This window comes from Helicobacter winghamensis ATCC BAA-430 (assembly GCF_028751035.1).
GTDB lineage: Bacteria > Campylobacterota > Campylobacteria > Campylobacterales > Helicobacteraceae > Helicobacter_D > Helicobacter_D winghamensis.
The window spans coordinates 1,057,770-1,073,559 of record NZ_CP063533.1; the positions used below are offsets into that span (position 1 = coordinate 1,057,770).

Consider the following 15,790-nt stretch of genomic DNA (forward strand, 5'->3'; position numbering starts at 1 on the left):
CACATCCTTAAAGTGAGAAAAAATGAAAGACTTAGCATACAATAAAAGACCTAAAAACTTTCAGCAATTCATCGGACAAACACATCTTTTTGGGGAAAACGCACCATTTATGCGTTTAATTTTAAACAAAAAGATTCCACATTCCTTCTTCTTCGGACCTCCCGGAAGTGGTAAAACAAGTGCCGCAATGCTCATTGCTAAGACTATGGATTATCCCTTTTACTCCCTAAATGCGACAAATTTTAAAACAGAAGATTTACGCAATATCCTTAAAAACTATCAAAATACCTTGCAAAAGCCCATAATTTTCATTGATGAAGTGCATAGACTCAATAAATCACAGCAAGAATTATTGCTTCCTATTATGGAAAATCACATTGCTTTAATCTTGGGAGCTTCTACAGAAAATCCTTATTTCGCACTTACTCAAGCAATTCGTTCGCGCTCCATGGTGTTTGAATTTAAGCCCTTAAACAAACAAGATTTAGAGCAAATTTTAGAGCCTTTTGCTCTAGAAAAGGAAGTACAAGAGTTTCTTATAAGCACAAGTGGAGGCGATGCAAGGGCTATGCTAAACTTGCTAGATTGCGCACAAAGCACGCAATTACCACTCAATGTAGAATTACTAAAATCCTTGCGCAAAACTTCATTAAGCGGCACAAGTGAACTAGATACGCATTACGATTTAACCTCAGCAATGATTAAAAGTATCCGCGGAAGTGATGAAAATGCGGCAATTTATTATCTTGCTTGCTTAATCCAAGGAGGAGAAAATCCAGAATTTATCGCAAGAAGGCTTGTAATTTTAGCTAGCGAAGACATCGGCAATGCAAATCCAAATGCACTAAATCTAGCAAATTCCACAATGCAAAGCGTTGCAAAAATCGGCTACCCAGAAGCTAGGATTATTCTTAGTCAATGCGTGATTTACCTTTGTGCAAGCCCTAAGTCAAATTGCGCGTATCTAGCAATCAATACCGCCTTAGATTATGTAGAAAAACACCCAAACATCACAATTCCGCCACACATCAAACAATTTCACAGAGACTATCTCTACCCTCACGACTTTGGTGGTTATGTAAAACAAAACTATTTAGACAAAGAACTAAAATTTGTTAAATGGCTTCCCAAGGGTTTTGAAAAAACCCTAAAAGAATGGCTAGATAAAATTAAAGGAATCACAAACAGGAATAATTAAATAAATTTCTACTTAAAATCTTTTTTTATTTACTTCATTTACAATTTGACTTACAATTGTTTCAAGCTCCATTGTAATTTGATGAGAATTCTGAGCAACCGATAGATTTTGCTGTGTTTGTTCATCAACATTTGCAATTGCTTGATTAATTTGACTAATTGCTTGTGTTTGTTCGCTAATTCCCTCACTCATCTCACTAATGCCTTGCGATAAGATATTAACATTTGCTTCAATCTCTGTTAAAGATTTTTCTGTGCGTTCTGCAAGCTTTCTCACTTCATCTGCAACGACTGCAAACCCCCTGCCATGCTCTCCCGCTCTTGCTGCCTCAATGGCAGCATTTAGTGCTAGTAAGTTTGTCTGCTCCGCAATATCTCTAATAATATTAATAATGTTTTTAATATCTTCACTTTGTCTAATAACTTCACTTGCTTTATCGTTTATATTGCTCATTGAACTACTCATATGTTCAACTGCTGCTGCACTCTCTTGAACAGAAGCGGCTTGAGAATTCGCACTTGCATTTAATGTCTGCACATAATCTTTTAGATTATTTGCCTTACTTTGAAGCAAATTTGCCTGCTCTAAATTACTCTTTAACATTTTTGTAATCTCATCGCCTAACAAATTTGTAATCATCTCCACATCACCGCTAGCGTTTGGAACTCTTGAAGTAAAATCTAACACCTTAAAGCTATCAAATGTTTCTTGTATTATGCATATATCACTCCCAACCCTTGATTGAAGTGCTGAAATCATTTGGTTAAGGGTTTTGCGCAGTTGCTCCAAACCTGGATTTGATGGAATCGTATTAATTCTAGCTGTTAGATTACCATTTTCAACTTCTGTAGCCTTGACAAAAGATTCATCAAGTGCTTTTTTATCCTGTTTTAAGCCTTCTTTAATATTTGTAATATTTGTATTAATTAAATTTGCCATAATCCCAAATTCATCTTTAGATTTAATAGCTATCGCTTTTGGATTATCATTTTTATGATTAAGAAAGTCAAAGAAATCAACTAAACCAAACTCTATTGCTCTTATGGAATTTACAAGATACGACTTTGAAAACCACAAAATCAAACTAGATAAAATAACTATACTAGCAATAATGGCGATTGAATAAAAAGACAAAACATTGACAGAATCCAAAAAGTCTGCTCTGCTTTGCTCTGAAATCTTGCCTGTAAGCTCCATCTCACTTTGAAATACATCTTTAAGTCCTCGCCAAATTTTTGTTGTGTCTTTTATATCTTGCGTTGCTATCGGTACATTAGCCTTTATCTTTTTAAGCAAAGTTTCATTCTGCACCCTAAAAGCATTCACAATTTGTTGAAACTGTTCTCTTTTTCCAACCGCCTCCACATATTTATCTGTATTGCTAATAAAGTTATTTAATGCTCTTTCAAGGTTCTTAATAGCCGTTTCTTCATAGCCAAAAATATTAAGATTCCTAATTGCGACACTTGTCTGAAATCCTTCCATTAAGCCATCATCCAAATAATTGTATTTGCGCACAGAATCTGAATAAGCATCAAATGATGAACTCACTTGATTTAAGAAAATAGAAATTGCTATTAGTAGCGCAACTAGCAATGCACCAATCACAGATATTATAACAATAACCTTAGTGTTAAGCGACTTCATAGATTTCACCTCCTTATCTAAAAATCAAAAATTCTGACTTGACTAAGCAATCTAAAATTAAACCGCATTTATTTTAAATCTGCAAATATTACAGAACAAAATCTAATCTAACTCCTTATCCAGCTAAAATATCACAACTCCATTTCAACTTATTTAATTTCCTTAATAAAAGCATCCTTATTAATTTTTTCTCTAATCTCACCAAGTTTATTTTGTGCTTCTTGCTTACTTGCAAAAGGACCAATTAACAAGCGATTATTATCCCCAGCCTTTTGCATTCTGTAACTTAACTTTTCTGCTTCAATAAGCCCCATTAACTGCTTATTAGGTGAAAATTTACTAAAAGAACCCACTTGCACATAAAATCCTTTTGTTGCTTCACTGCCTTGTAATGCCGGATCACTTGCTTTGACATTCTTAAAAGAATCTGCTGGATTTTGCTTAATGGATTCTATCTTTGGAGTTTCAGGTTTTACAGCTTGCGGTTTTGTAGGTGCTGTTGGCATTGCAGATTCTATTGGTTTTGACTCTGGCGCACTTGGAAGATTTTGTCCACCTTGCTTTGCTTGTTCAGCCTTAATTTGTTCAATAATTCTCTGGAATTGATCATCGGCATTTCCACTTCCTTGAATTGGCTCTTGACCAAAATCATTTGATTGGGTATTTGATGCTTGCGAATTTGATGCTTGGTGTTCAACACGCTCTAATGGCTTTTGAGCCTCCATTTGCACTTCTTCTTGTTTAGAATCTCCTTGAAGCATATACACAACCAAAATCACAACAGCAAATAATAGCACGCCAATCGCACTCAACAGGATAATTTTCTTACTGCCACTTTCTTTCAATTCATCAGCATCATCACTGCCGCTAATTAATAAATCATCTAACTCTAGCTCTTTTTGCTCTTTTTTAGATTCTAATTCTGTCATTTTTTCTCCTTTACATATGTCTTGACCAAGATGCTCCGCGTTCTTTCTGATAAACCTCATAAGGAATCGCTAAAATATTAAAACTACGCGGAATATCAATAGATGGGAACATCTTCCACTCTGTAGGCATTTTTTGTGCAAGTTTCGCACCAAGCATTTTAGCCAACTGACAAGCTTCTTGAAAAGTCGTGTGTCCCTTATGTACATACAAATGCAAATGCCCTGGCGTCTTTGTTTCATAAGCAGTAAAATTAATAAACCCCTCTTCTCGCAATAATAACTGGGCTCTATGCCAAAAACGCTCTGCATTAAATCCATTATAGTCAAACACAATATTTTCCACCTTATCTTGTGCGTTAATCAATGAGTGAGCAATGGTAATTTCCTTTTTAAAATGACTTTGCAAAAGATTTCTAGTAATGGGCTCATCTACTTTCTTAAACTTATCATAAAAGATTTTCCCATTGTGCTGAATCTTCGTACCTAGTCCATGCTCTTTAATCCAATAATGCGAAGTGATCATTTTGATTAATTTTAAGTCCATATCAGTTACCACTGCATTACTCCTTTAAAAAATTGCTTTATTGTAAATTGGAAATTGTAGCGCAAGTTCCTTTAATTCCATTTTTATTTTTTCTTGCTTTTGTGTATTTTGAATATCATCTAATACATCGGCGATTTTATTTGCCACAATGTCAAATTCTCTCTCTTTAAAACCCCTAGCGGTTAATGCTGGAGATCCAATTCTAACACCACTTGTTACAAATGGACTTCTAATCTCCCCTGGAACAGTGTTTTTATTAACAGTAATCCCAGCATTTCCTAAGGCTAAATCTGCCTCTTTTCCGCTAAATTCTTTATCAAGAAAGGACAATAAAACCAAATGATTATCCGTGCCATCACTTACAATTTTATATCCCCTTTGCATAAGCACATTTGCCAAAGTCTTTGCATTAGCCTTAACTTGTTTTGCGTATCCCTTCCAAGAGGGCTTAAGATTCTCTCCAAAGCCTACCGCCTTACCTGCAATCACATGCATTAGCGGTCCCCCTTGCATTCCTGGAAACACTGCTTTATCAATTTTCTTTGCATATTCTTCGTTATTAGTCAAAATTAATCCACCCCTAGGACCTCTTAGTGTTTTATGTGTTGTTGTGGTAACTACATCTGCATAAGGAAAAGGATTTGCATATTCACCCGCTACCACAAGCCCTGCAATATGAGCAACATCTGCCATTAAAACTGCCCCTACACTATCGGCAATCTCTCTAAACTTAGCAAAATCTAGCACTCTAGAATACGCACTAAACCCACACACAATTAAATTTGGCTTCACTACTTTTGCAATTTCAGCAACTTTATCATAATTAATATATCCATCGAGCTCTACACCATAAAAAAAGCTCTGATACATTTGCCCTGTAATGCTAACCTTTGCTCCGTGTGTCAAATGCCCTCCATGGCTTAAATCCATTCCTAAAATCTTATCATAAGGTTTTAAAAGCGCAGAATACACCGCTGTGTTTGCTTGACTTCCTGCGTGGGGTTGCACATTTGCAAAAGCACAACCAAAAAGCTCTTTTGCTCTCTCGATTGCGATTTCTTCAATCTTATCTACAAACTCACAACCTCCATAATAACGCTTATAAGGATAACCTTCAGCATATTTATTTGTTAAAACACTCCCCATTGCCTCCATTACACTAGGGAAAGTAAAATTCTCACTTGCAATCATCTCTAAATGCGTATTTTGACGCTCTAGCTCTTGATTGATTAACTCTAAAATCTTTGGATCAGTCTGCTCTAAAATATAATTCATTTTTCTTCCTTTATTTCTTTTTTCTGCGGTTTTAAAGCGGGGAATAAAATCACATCTTTAATGCTTATATTGCCTGTTAATAGCATTACAAGCCTATCAATCCCTATCCCTTCCCCGGCAGTTGGTGGCATACCATAAGAAAGGGCGGTGATATAATCCTCGTCCATATATTGTGCCTCCTCATCACCCGCTTCTTTGGCGGCAACTTGCGCCTTAAAACGCTCTAGTTGATCTAGCGGATCATTTAATTCACTAAAACCATTAGCAATCTCACTTCCACCAATAAACAGCTCAAATCTATCCGCGATATAAGGATTTGTATCATTGCGCCTTGCTAAAGGACTAATAGCAATAGGAAAGTCTGTAATAAATGTGGGATTAATCAACTTTTCTTCTACAAATGCGTCAAATGCTTCACTTTGTAGCTTCCCTAGCTCCATTTTAGATTCCAACTTTACATTATTTTGCAACAAATATTCATACAATGCATTTTCATTTGTTGCTACCCCTCTAGGGATTCCACCAATCTCGACAAGTGCATCTTCATAACTAATTTCTCTAAATGTGCTAAAATCAATGCTTTTACCATTAAATTCTAATTGCTTAGGCAATTTTAGCATTTCTAATAAAAAATAAAATAATTCTTTAGTTAATGCGATTAAATCCTTATAATCCTTATACGCCCAGTAAAATTCAATCATCGTAAATTCCGGATTATGCGAGTGATCCATTCCTTCATTTCTAAAATTACGATTAATCTCAAAAACCGCTTCAAATCCCCCAACAATCAGTCTTTTTAAATAAAGTTCCGGTGCAATTCTAAGGTAGCGTTCCACATTGAGCGCATTGTGATAGGTTACAAAGGGTTTAGCATTAGCACCACCGGGAATGGGATGCATCATTGGCGTTTCTACTTCTAAAAATTCCTTAGATTCAAAGAATTTACGCACACAAGACACAATGCGCGAGCGTAAAATAAAACTATCGCGCACCTTGCTATTCATAATTAGATCCAAATATCTTTGACGATAGCGCAACTCAATATCCACTAATCCGTGAAATTTCTCAGGTAATGGAGAAATGGCTTTAGTGAGAATCTTAAATTCCAAAGCATGCAGGCTTAATTCTCCTGTTTTAGTTACAAAAGGAAAGCCCTTTGCTACCACAATATCACCCACTTCAATATATTTTTTAAACACTTCAAAATTTTCATCTAATTCATTTTTAGAAAGATACACTTGTAGCACGCCACTATAATCTTCAATCTTAATAAACGCAGCCTTGCCCATTAAGCGGATAAACTTAATTCTCCCTGCAACTTGCGCGCTTTTACTAGTATCTTTTCTCTCTTCTAAGTCTTGCACATCTTTAAAAGTTTGCAAAAACTCTTGTGTGCTACTTTCTTTTATAATTCCATTGCCATAAGGATTAATCCCTATCTGGCGTAACGCATCAGCTTTTGCAATGCGTCCTGCCACATACATATCATTTTCAAACATTGCCGTTTCCTATTTTGTCTAATTTTTCTAATACAGGCTTTGTATCTTGCACAAAATCAAGCTTAATAATAGTCTCTCCCGTGCTTTTTAACATAGGATATAAATAACTATTTTGCGTTTTTCTTTCAATAAAACTTCTTGCAAATTGAATATTTGTAAGTGCTGCAATAATGATTGCAAACACCATAAAAACCTTTAAAGCCCCAAAAGCAAAGCCTAGCAACCGATTTACAACACCTAATGCACTTAGATTGATTAATTTTTGTAGTACTTCAGCAATTAATAATGCAATCACCCAAATCCCAACAAGTAACACCAAAAAGCCAATAAGTGTTATCGCTGAAGGATTTTTAAAGGCATACACATTTGCACTAATCCAACTCCCAACACTCTCCGCATACACAGAAGCCACATATACCCCACCAACGATTCCAACAAGCCCTAAAAACTCCCGAACAAACCCATTAATTACACCCCGTATCGCAAGCAGTAAAATTAAGATTCCAACTACAGCATCAAACCAACTAAAATCCATTATACACCTTATATAGAAATAAATAAATGCTTATTTTACACAAACCAAAATAAAATAAAAATTTATGCTACAATGTTTTTGCACATAATTTTTAAGATTTTTTGAAAAAAGGACAAAAATGGCAGCAAAAGAGCATAGTTTTGACATTTCAGCAAAAATAGATATTCAAGAGTTTAAAAACGCACTAGAGCAAGCAAAAAAAGAGATTAATAACCGCTTCGACTTTAAAGACGACAAGGCAAAAGAGTTAAACTTCAACGAAAAAGACAAAGTTTTAAGTATTTTAGCCACAAGCACAAATAAGGCAAAGACAATTAAAGATATTCTAGACTCTAAACTCATTAAACGCAATCTCTCTTTAAAGATCCTAAAAGAGCTAAAAGAAGAATCAGTAAGTGGCGGCAACACTAAAATCACCTACAAACTCAATGATGCTTTGGACGATAAAAGTGCAAAAACAATCAATACAGCAATCAAAAACGAAAAATTTAAAGTCAGCACACAAATCCAAGGTAGTGAAATCCGAGTTAAAGCAAAGGATATTGATGAATTACAAAAAGTTATTGCACATTTACGCAAAATGGAATTAGAAGTTGCATTAAGTTTTGGAAACTTCGCGTGAGCACAAAATGTATCTCCACAGACCTTAAGATTACGCAATCCAAACACAAAAAAGATTCCATAAATCAAAAGTTGGAATCCAAAATACAAGTGGGATTTTTTAGAGCAATTTTAGGCCAAAAAGTGCTAGCAAATAGGCTTCATGGAATCCTAGCGGGCATTTTATGCGCATTGTTTTTAAGTGCGTTTATTTATTTAGAGCATTTTTTAGACAATAAAAACTTCCCACTTTACTCCACTCTTTTTGCGATTCTTGGATTATTTTTGTATTTTAAACTCTCTCGTTTAGGAGCGTTTGTTTGTGGAGGAATTTTAGGGATTTTATGGTTTTATTGGGTAGGATTTAGCTTTAGATTTTATGACTTATCACATTTAATTCCACTTGTTTGGATTGTATTTTTTGTAGTGTATGGCGCGCTTTTTTATCTCTTTTGTTTTTTTTCAAGCCCTTTTTATCGCCTTGTAGCACTTACTTTATCAAGTTTTATCCACCCCTTTGGCTTTAATTGGTTTATCCCAGAAGTTATTTTAACTAAAAGCTACTTTTTTCCTTCTAAATTCACACTTTTTTTGCTTCTTTGTTCAATACTTATTTTAAGCGCATTTTTGGCCAAAAAACTCTACAAAACAAGCCTAATTTGGCTTTGCTCTTTTGCTCTTTTGCTCCCACACAATACAGAAATCAAAAAAGATTCAAACATAATGCCATTAAGAATCAAAACTACACATTTTGAAGTCCCTCAAGATGAACGCTGGCAAACAAACCAAATGCCAAACATTCTCACACAAAATTTTGAAACAATTTTAAAAGCTAAAAATGCAGGCTACGACCTTGTTATTTTACCAGAAACAGCCTTTCCACTAAGCCTAAACCTACAATCCGCACTTTTAGAAAAATTAAAAGAAGAGAGTAAAGAAATCGCAATTTTAACCGGAGCAATTTTTCAAGACTCCATACAAGAAAAGCCACGCTTTTTTAACAGTGCGTATTTGTTTCAAAATGGAGAGATGCAAGTCTTTCACAAACTAATCTTAGTGCCTTTTGGAGAGAAGATTCCTTTGCCAAACTTTATTGCAAAGTGGATGAATGCATTTTTTTTTGATGGCGCACAAGATTTTATAGCACAAGATTTTATAGCACCTAATTTTGCTTGGATTAAAAACCAAAAATTCCAAATTGCCATTTGCTATGAAGCAACAAGAGATGAATTTTACGCAAACTCCCCTAGCAATCTTATCGCCATTAGCAACAATGCATGGTTTGTGCCAAGCATTGAACCAACCTTACAAAAACTTCTAATGCTCTATTTTTCTAAAAACCACAACACCACAATCTACCACTCCAGCAACGCTTCAGAAGATTTCACACTCCACTAACCACAATATTTTTGAGAAATCACGCGTTTGCTGGGCCACTCTAGCGCGCTAAGTGCTGCATTTTCAAACTTTTTATAATACACACAACCTGTATCAATAGCAGCAAAATTTTTAGCTAAAAACACACCATCTTTTTGTACATCGTGTCCAAAAACATTAAAAACAGAAGTTTCCCTTCCTGTATATTCTATTACATTATGATTTCTAAGCCTACTCCAGCAAAGTTTAGATGAAATCTCCCTGCCATAAAAAGGTAATCCAAAGCCATGCGTTACAAAAAGATTCCGCCCTAACTCGTCTTTATAATCAAATTCCAAGCAATATGGCAAACTTCTAAAAAACTCCAAATGTTCCTTTAAATGTTCTACTTTCCCATCATTTGCGTAACTTTGTATAGTTTCACGCCCGCCATTTACCATCCAAACTCCATCATTTTGTGGTATCGCATATTCATAATACTCAAGCATTAATTCTTCATGATTTCCAAGCACGCAAGGATACTTTCCATTCTTAACAAACTCCACAACCCCAAAAGATTCTGCCCCTCTATCCACCAAATCCCCTACAAAAATTATTTGTGAATCTTCTTTATAAGGCAATTTTTCAATAAGTGCGCACAAAGTCTTATAGCAACCGTGTATATCACCAATGATATACAAGGGGCGATTATAATCTAAATTAATCTCCATTACATCCCAATAGCGACAAGAATAAAGTAACACACCGCACCAAATACCGCAGAAACAGGGACAGTGATTAGCCATGCTGCAAGAATTTTATTAATTGCAGATCGTTTAACAAGCTCTTCTTGATACACTTTTTTTAGCTGCTTTTGATCTTTTTTCTTAAACTCTGGAATTGCTTTATCTTCTATTACCTTTGCTTCTTTTTTCTCTTTTTTGCGATCAATACTTTTAATCATAGCAGCTTTTTTGCGCACAGATGATTTACGGAATCGCTCCAAAAATAACTTTACCATCTCCGCATTTTCCCCTTTGTGCGATTCTAAAATCTTAAGCTCCATTTCTTTATAGCGTTTTTTTAGATATTCTCTTAAAAACCCCACACCAAACACCGCACCAACAGCAATATGCGTAGAACTTACAGGCATTCCAAGCTCACTTGCAATAAGCACTGTTAATGCAGCACTCATCGCAATACAAAATGCACGAATTTGATCAAGCTCTGTTATCTCACTTCCCACAGTGCGAATTAGCTTTGGTCCATAGAGTGCCAGCCCAATAGAAATTCCAAGCCCACCTAAGAGCATAATCCAAAAAGGCACACTAGCCTTTTCACCCATCACAAAGCTTTCCTTTAGTGCATCATTAATTGCCGCCAATGGACCAATCGCGTTTGCCACATCATTTGCACCGTGAGCAAAACTCAAAAGTGCCGCAGCAAAGATTAATGGAATCGTAAAAAGCTTATTAATTTCTTCTTTTTTATTCTCCAGCTTTTCTAATGTTTTATTAATTATAGGCTTAACTGCAAAAAATACAATAATTGCGATTCCAACACTAATACCAAACGCCACAATCGGCTCTAGTTTAATAATCTTCTTAAGCCCCTTGCCAATCAAATACAAGCTAAACGCCCAAGTCATAAACGCAATAAGATAAGGCACAATGCGCCTTGCGGCAGCTTTTTTATCTTGTTTATAAGTGATTGCATTTTTAATAAAAAATAATAACAATGCTGCAATAACTCCTCCACTTACTGGAGAAATCACCCAACTTGCCGCAATTCTACCAAGCTCCTCCCAATTTGCCACGCCAAATCCCCCTGCAGCAATTCCAGCTCCCAAAATTCCACCTACAATAGAATGCGTTGTAGAAACAGGTGCACCAATTGCTGTTGCAGCATGTAGCCAAATTGCCCCAGAAATTAATGCTGCTAACATTAATGTTACAAATGTCCTTGCATCTCCTATGGAATCCATTGAAATAATGCCAGAACGCACTGTATCTACAACTTCACCTCCAGCAATTAATGCCCCAGAAATCTCACACACAGCAGCAATCACAATAGCACCTGTCATTGTAAGAGCCTTTGAGCCTACTGCTGGTCCTACATTATTTGCCACATCATTTGCGCCAATATTAAGCGCCATATAACCACCAACAATTGCTGCAAATCCTAATAAAAGCGGTTTTGTTACATCATCGCTTGCAAGCATTACCATTGAAATAATTGCCAACACAAAAGTGATAATAACCCCAATTTTTCGCAAATCATCCTTGTTTATTCTAAGCCAACTTTCATCATATTGTAAAAAATCTTTCATTTGATCTCTCCCTTTATTTTCTTAAAATATATTAAACAGAATATATTATTAAGAATCTCTAATTCTACTTTTACTTTAATTTAATATCCCTTTAATATTATCAATTAGCAGAAGTAAATAATATTAATTGCCACTTAAGGTAACTTTTCTAAAAATCGCATTACAATTTGCAATCGTTTCAAAAAAGGATTAAACATAGAAACAGCACTTTGGGAGAAAACAGCCCTATTTCACGGACATAAATGCCCCGGACTTGCCATAGGTTATCAAGCTGCCTTGCTTGCAAAGGAAGTCTTAGAAATTGATGATTTAATAGATGATGAAGATATTGTGTGTTTATCTGAAACAGACGCTTGTGGAGTTGATGCCATTCAAGTAATTTTAAAAGCTACTCTAGGCACAGGCTCTCTACATATCAATTACTTAGGCAAGCACGCCTTTAATATTTATAATAGAAGAAATGGTAAAAAGGCACGCTTTGTGTTTTGCGACTCCACACAATTCTCTAGCAAAGAAGAAAAACTAGCCTATATCCTATCTAAAGAACCAAAAGATTTGTTTCTCATCAAAGAAACAATTAGTGATTTCCCTCAAAAAGCACGACTTTATGATGCGATTCCTTGTGCAATTTGTGGAGAGCAAACCGCAAAAAATACGCTTATTTCAAAAAATGGAGAGCAAATTTGTAAAACCTGCCAAAATTTATAAAAAGGATTCCAAAATGCAAATTTTTCTCAAACTTCTTATTGCAATGATTTTTAGCGCATTGATTGCCCACTCACATACAATTACAGATATGCGTGGTAAGCAAATAGAGATTCCAGATAACCTAGAGCGTGTCGCCACAATTAGCGATGGCTTTATAGAAGGTGTGATGACACATTTAGGCGTAGTGGATAAAATCAATGCCATTGGCTCTTGGTCAATGAAGCGTGATTATAAATATTCTTTTGAAAGCGTTGATGGCAAACCTTACACTACTAGGGGCTTACATACAATGAAGTATTTACACCCTTGGCTAAATGATTTACCTTGCTTTAATTCCCCACAAGGCGATATTATCAATTACGAAACACTTGCAAAGGCAAATCCACAGGTTGTAATTTTAAGAGTGGGCGATTGCACAATTTCTGGTGGATCATACTTTAGGGGCGGTGATCCAAAGGCGCTAGAAAAAACCATCGCAATGATAGAATCCCTTGAAATTCCACTTGTTGTGCTATATTCCCCAACTTATTATGGTAAGGCGGAACTTAACACAATGCAAGAAGAAATGCGCATTATTGGCGATGTGTTTAAGCAAAGAGAGAAAGCACTCAAGCTTTATGACTACCTTCACTCCACAGAACTGCTTGTGCGTGAGAGAACAAAAAATATCCAAGACAAAGACAAGCCAAGCGTGCTTTATTTTGGTTTAAATTCCGCCGCTAGAAAGCAAGGTGGCTCAGGAATGGCATCTGGTATCACAACTCCTGAATCTTATATTATAGAAAATATCACAAATGCTAAAAACGCATTCCGTGGCAAAGGCAACAATATTATTTTAAGCGGGGAGCAAGTGTATGCAATTGACCCTGATGTGATTTTGCTCCCAACACAAAATGGCTATCACCCAGCAAACGAACTATTAAGCGCGCCTTATTATCAAAACTTAAAAGAGTTAAAAGCTATTAAAAACAAGCGCGTTTATGCGCTTCCTTGGACTCCAATGAATTGCTCTAGACGCGTGGAATATCCCCTTGATATTTTAATTATTGCAAAAGCAACTTACCCTAATTTGTTTAAAGATATTAAAGTGCATAGTTTTGCGCTCAAGTTTTACCAAGATGTGTATGGCGTTAATGAAAACACTGCAAAAGCCTTAAGAAGCGAACAACTACTTGATTGGACTGTGGAAAATGATTTTTAACCCGCTAGGTGATGTCCGCAAAATCATTATACTAATACTTCTTGGAATATTATGCGTGGCAATGTTTTTTGCAATCACTTCCGGGAATTCTGAGCTATCCTTAAAAGTTGTTTTAGATATTATTTTGTTTAAACTTACAGGTTATCATTTAGATTCCATCTCTCCGCGTGATATGGCAATTGTGTGGAATATGCGCCTACCACGCATTTTAATGGCAATTTTAGCTGGGATTGCCCTAGCAACTGCCGGTGCGCTTTATCAAAGTTGCTTTAGAAACCCCATTGTAGAACCATTTATTTTAGGGGCGTCATCTGGGGCTAGCTTTGGTGCTGCTCTTGCTATTGTTTTTCCAGCACTCTTTTTGCCCACGCAAATTTCCGCCTTCCTTTTCGCACTTCTTGCGGTGGTAATTGCCTACACGCTTGCACGCCAAAAAAGCGAGATAAACACCGTGGGGCTCGTGCTATCTGGTGTAATTATAGGTTCTGTGTTTTCCGCGCTTGTTTCTATTATTAAATATCTCTCAGAAGATACACAACTAAGAGAAATTACATTTTGGATGATGGGCGGACTTTACCACGCTAGCTGGAGTGATATTTCTATTAATACCATTGTGATTTTATTTTGTTTTATTGTGGCTTGGATTTTTGCTTGGAAGCTTAACTTGTTATCTATTGGCGATGAAGAATCTAAAAGCCTAGGTATCAACCCTGATAAATACAAAACACTCTTTATTATAACCGCAACTTTAATGACGGCAATTTGTGTCTCAAGTGTGGGAATTATCGCTTGGGTAGGCTTAATGATGCCACACGCCGCAAGATTGCTTGTAGGACCTGATAACCGCTTTGTGATTCCTATTGCCTCACTTTGTGGTGCAATTTATTTGCTTATTTGTGACACAATTGCAAGAACGCTCACCACTGGAGAAATTCCTATTGGAATCATAACTTCAATCATCGGTGCGCCCTTTTTGATTTGGATTTTACGCGCAAAAAGTGGGCGTTTATTTACATAGAGAACACAAAATGCTAAAGATTGAAAATTTAAGTTTTTATTATGAAAACAACCACATTTTAAAAAATCTATCCTTTAACGCACAAAAAGGCGAACTTTGGGGATTAATGGGACCAAATGGTAGCGGAAAGACAACCTTTTTAAAATGTATAATGGCTTTACTTCAGCCCTCATCTTGTAATATTTTAATAAATGGAGAAAACTACCACTCTCTAACCACTTCAAAAATGGCAAAACTAATTGCTTATGTTCCACAAGAACACAAGCCTCCTTTTCCTTTTAGCGTCAAAGAGATTGTTTTAATGGGAAGATCCCCACATATGGGAGGAATCTTTGGACTTAAAAAAGAAGATTTTGACGCAGCTTATAATGCAATGGAACTTTTAGAAATCCTAGATATTGCCGAACGCCCTGTTACTTCATTAAGTGGAGGACAACGCCAACTCACACTAATCGCGCGCGCCCTAGCACAAAATGCACCAATAATGATACTAGATGAACCAACAAGTGCGTTAGATTTTCACAATCAAATCTCCATTTGGAAAATCTTAAAAAAAGTCGCAAAGTTTGGTAAACTTGTTATTGCTTGCAGCCACGATCCTAACCACTTACTTTGGTTTGCCAGCCACACACTTGTGCTAAAAAATGGTGAAATTATCGCTTCTGGAAAAACAGAATCCATTATCACCCCAAAACTCTTAAAAGAAATCTATAACAGCAAATACTCTATCTCAAAAGTCAATGATAAAAGCATAATCCAACCCATTTTGGATTCTAACTTTTAAAACACAAAACTTACACTTCCAATCTCTCCATATAAAAACTAAGACTTTCACAATTTTAAAGAAAAAAAAAAAAAATAAGTGGTATAATTTTCTCTCACTTAAAAAAACAAAAACCTTAACCTTACAAGGATACCATAATGTTTGGCAACAAATACAAAGAACAATTG

At 35.9% G+C, this 15,790-nt stretch carries 15 protein-coding genes; 7 read left to right on the top strand and 8 right to left on the bottom strand.

All coding sequences use genetic code 11. The annotated features are described in order from the left end of the window. The first annotated feature begins 22 nt into the window (after positions 1-22). Complete coding sequence (locus IP358_RS05425; RefSeq protein ID WP_101357115.1) at positions 23-1,198, top strand: replication-associated recombination protein A; 1,176 nt, start codon at positions 23-25, stop codon at positions 1,196-1,198. Positions 1,199-1,210: 12 nt separating this feature from the next. On the opposite strand, the gene IP358_RS05430 is transcribed toward IP358_RS05425, so the two are convergent. From IP358_RS05430 to IP358_RS05455, 6 genes are all read right to left on the bottom strand, one after another. Next, complete coding sequence (locus IP358_RS05430; RefSeq protein ID WP_006802573.1) at positions 1,211-2,563, bottom strand: methyl-accepting chemotaxis protein; 1,353 nt, start codon at positions 2,561-2,563, stop codon at positions 1,211-1,213. Positions 2,564-2,994: 431 nt separating this feature from the next. Next, positions 2,995-3,774: an SPOR domain-containing protein gene (locus IP358_RS05435; RefSeq protein WP_006802574.1), complete on the bottom strand. Its 780-nt coding sequence runs from the start codon at positions 3,772-3,774 to the stop codon at positions 2,995-2,997. A 10-nt stretch (positions 3,775-3,784) separates the two neighbouring features. Continuing rightward, positions 3,785-4,330, bottom strand: coding sequence for a DUF1882 domain-containing protein (locus IP358_RS05440; protein WP_006802575.1), 546 nt, complete (start codon positions 4,328-4,330; stop codon positions 3,785-3,787). A 12-nt stretch (positions 4,331-4,342) separates the two neighbouring features. Further along, positions 4,343-5,593 carry a serine hydroxymethyltransferase gene (locus tag IP358_RS05445; RefSeq protein ID WP_006802576.1) on the bottom strand — a complete coding sequence of 417 codons (1,251 nt, stop codon included), beginning with the start codon at positions 5,591-5,593 and terminating at the stop codon, positions 4,343-4,345. Beyond that, on the bottom strand, positions 5,590-7,092 hold the full coding sequence (lysS, locus tag IP358_RS05450) for a lysine--tRNA ligase (protein ID WP_006802577.1): 1,503 nt from the start codon (positions 7,090-7,092) through the stop codon (positions 5,590-5,592). Before lysS ends, IP358_RS05445 begins: the two co-directional genes overlap by 4 nt. After that, entirely contained in the window at positions 7,085-7,627 is a 543-nt protein-coding gene (locus IP358_RS05455; RefSeq protein ID WP_006802578.1) for a CvpA family protein, read from the bottom strand. The genes lysS and IP358_RS05455 overlap by 8 nt, the downstream gene beginning before the upstream one ends. A gap of 118 nt (positions 7,628-7,745) precedes the next feature. Between IP358_RS05455 and IP358_RS05460 the strand changes: the two genes are divergently transcribed. Continuing rightward, complete coding sequence (locus tag IP358_RS05460) at positions 7,746-8,249, top strand: YajQ family cyclic di-GMP-binding protein (protein ID WP_006802579.1); 504 nt, start codon at positions 7,746-7,748, stop codon at positions 8,247-8,249. Continuing rightward, on the top strand, positions 8,246-9,625 hold the full coding sequence (locus tag IP358_RS05465) for a nitrilase-related carbon-nitrogen hydrolase (protein WP_248613388.1): 1,380 nt from the start codon (positions 8,246-8,248) through the stop codon (positions 9,623-9,625). Before IP358_RS05460 ends, IP358_RS05465 begins: the two co-directional genes overlap by 4 nt. On the opposite strand, the gene IP358_RS05470 is transcribed toward IP358_RS05465, so the two are convergent. Next, positions 9,622-10,314, bottom strand: a complete 693-nt coding sequence (locus IP358_RS05470) for a metallophosphoesterase family protein (RefSeq protein ID WP_040498524.1) — start codon at positions 10,312-10,314, stop codon at positions 9,622-9,624. The genes IP358_RS05465 and IP358_RS05470 overlap by 4 nt on opposite strands. After that, complete coding sequence (locus IP358_RS05475; protein ID WP_006802582.1) at positions 10,314-11,912, bottom strand: inorganic phosphate transporter; 1,599 nt, start codon at positions 11,910-11,912, stop codon at positions 10,314-10,316. The genes IP358_RS05470 and IP358_RS05475 overlap by 1 nt, the downstream gene beginning before the upstream one ends. 276 nt (positions 11,913-12,188) lie before the next feature. Between IP358_RS05475 and IP358_RS05480 the strand changes: the two genes are divergently transcribed. Genes IP358_RS05480 through IP358_RS05495 form a run of 4 tightly spaced genes read left to right on the top strand, consistent with a single transcriptional unit; the run spans position 12,189 to position 15,623 of the window. Then, positions 12,189-12,620 carry an FmdE family protein gene (locus IP358_RS05480; protein WP_006802583.1) on the top strand — a complete coding sequence of 144 codons (432 nt, stop codon included), beginning with the start codon at positions 12,189-12,191 and terminating at the stop codon, positions 12,618-12,620. 13 nt (positions 12,621-12,633) lie between these two features. Continuing rightward, the gene (locus tag IP358_RS05485; RefSeq protein WP_040498526.1) at positions 12,634-13,821 is read left to right on the top strand and encodes an ABC transporter substrate-binding protein; all 1,188 of its coding nucleotides are present in this window, start codon (positions 12,634-12,636) and stop codon (positions 13,819-13,821) included. Beyond that, entirely contained in the window at positions 13,811-14,839 is a 1,029-nt protein-coding gene (locus IP358_RS05490) for a FecCD family ABC transporter permease (protein WP_040498528.1), read from the top strand. Before IP358_RS05485 ends, IP358_RS05490 begins: the two co-directional genes overlap by 11 nt. A 10-nt stretch (positions 14,840-14,849) precedes the next feature. Continuing rightward, complete coding sequence (locus tag IP358_RS05495) at positions 14,850-15,623, top strand: ABC transporter ATP-binding protein (RefSeq protein WP_006802586.1); 774 nt, start codon at positions 14,850-14,852, stop codon at positions 15,621-15,623. Positions 15,624-15,790: the final 167 nt, after the last annotated feature.

Bases quoted from the DNA above. Each gene is read 5' to 3' on its own strand.
- IP358_RS05425 (WP_101357115.1), top strand. From the start codon at position 23: ATGAAAGACTTAGCATACAATAAAAGACCTAAAAACTTTCAGCAATTC.
- IP358_RS05435 (WP_006802574.1), bottom strand. From the start codon at position 3,774: ATGACAGAATTAGAATCTAAAAAAGAGCAAAAAGAGCTAGAGTTAGAT.
- IP358_RS05445 (WP_006802576.1), bottom strand. From the start codon at position 5,593: ATGAATTATATTTTAGAGCAGACTGATCCAAAGATTTTAGAGTTAATC.
- lysS (WP_006802577.1), bottom strand. From the start codon at position 7,092: ATGTTTGAAAATGATATGTATGTGGCAGGACGCATTGCAAAAGCTGAT.
- IP358_RS05455 (WP_006802578.1), bottom strand. From the start codon at position 7,627: ATGGATTTTAGTTGGTTTGATGCTGTAGTTGGAATCTTAATTTTACTG.
- IP358_RS05460 (WP_006802579.1), top strand. From the start codon at position 7,746: ATGGCAGCAAAAGAGCATAGTTTTGACATTTCAGCAAAAATAGATATT.
- IP358_RS05470 (WP_040498524.1), bottom strand. From the start codon at position 10,314: ATGGAGATTAATTTAGATTATAATCGCCCCTTGTATATCATTGGTGAT.
- IP358_RS05475 (WP_006802582.1), bottom strand. From the start codon at position 11,912: ATGAAAGATTTTTTACAATATGATGAAAGTTGGCTTAGAATAAACAAG.
- IP358_RS05485 (WP_040498526.1), top strand. From the start codon at position 12,634: ATGCAAATTTTTCTCAAACTTCTTATTGCAATGATTTTTAGCGCATTG.
- IP358_RS05490 (WP_040498528.1), top strand. From the start codon at position 13,811: ATGATTTTTAACCCGCTAGGTGATGTCCGCAAAATCATTATACTAATA.
- IP358_RS05495 (WP_006802586.1), top strand. From the start codon at position 14,850: ATGCTAAAGATTGAAAATTTAAGTTTTTATTATGAAAACAACCACATT.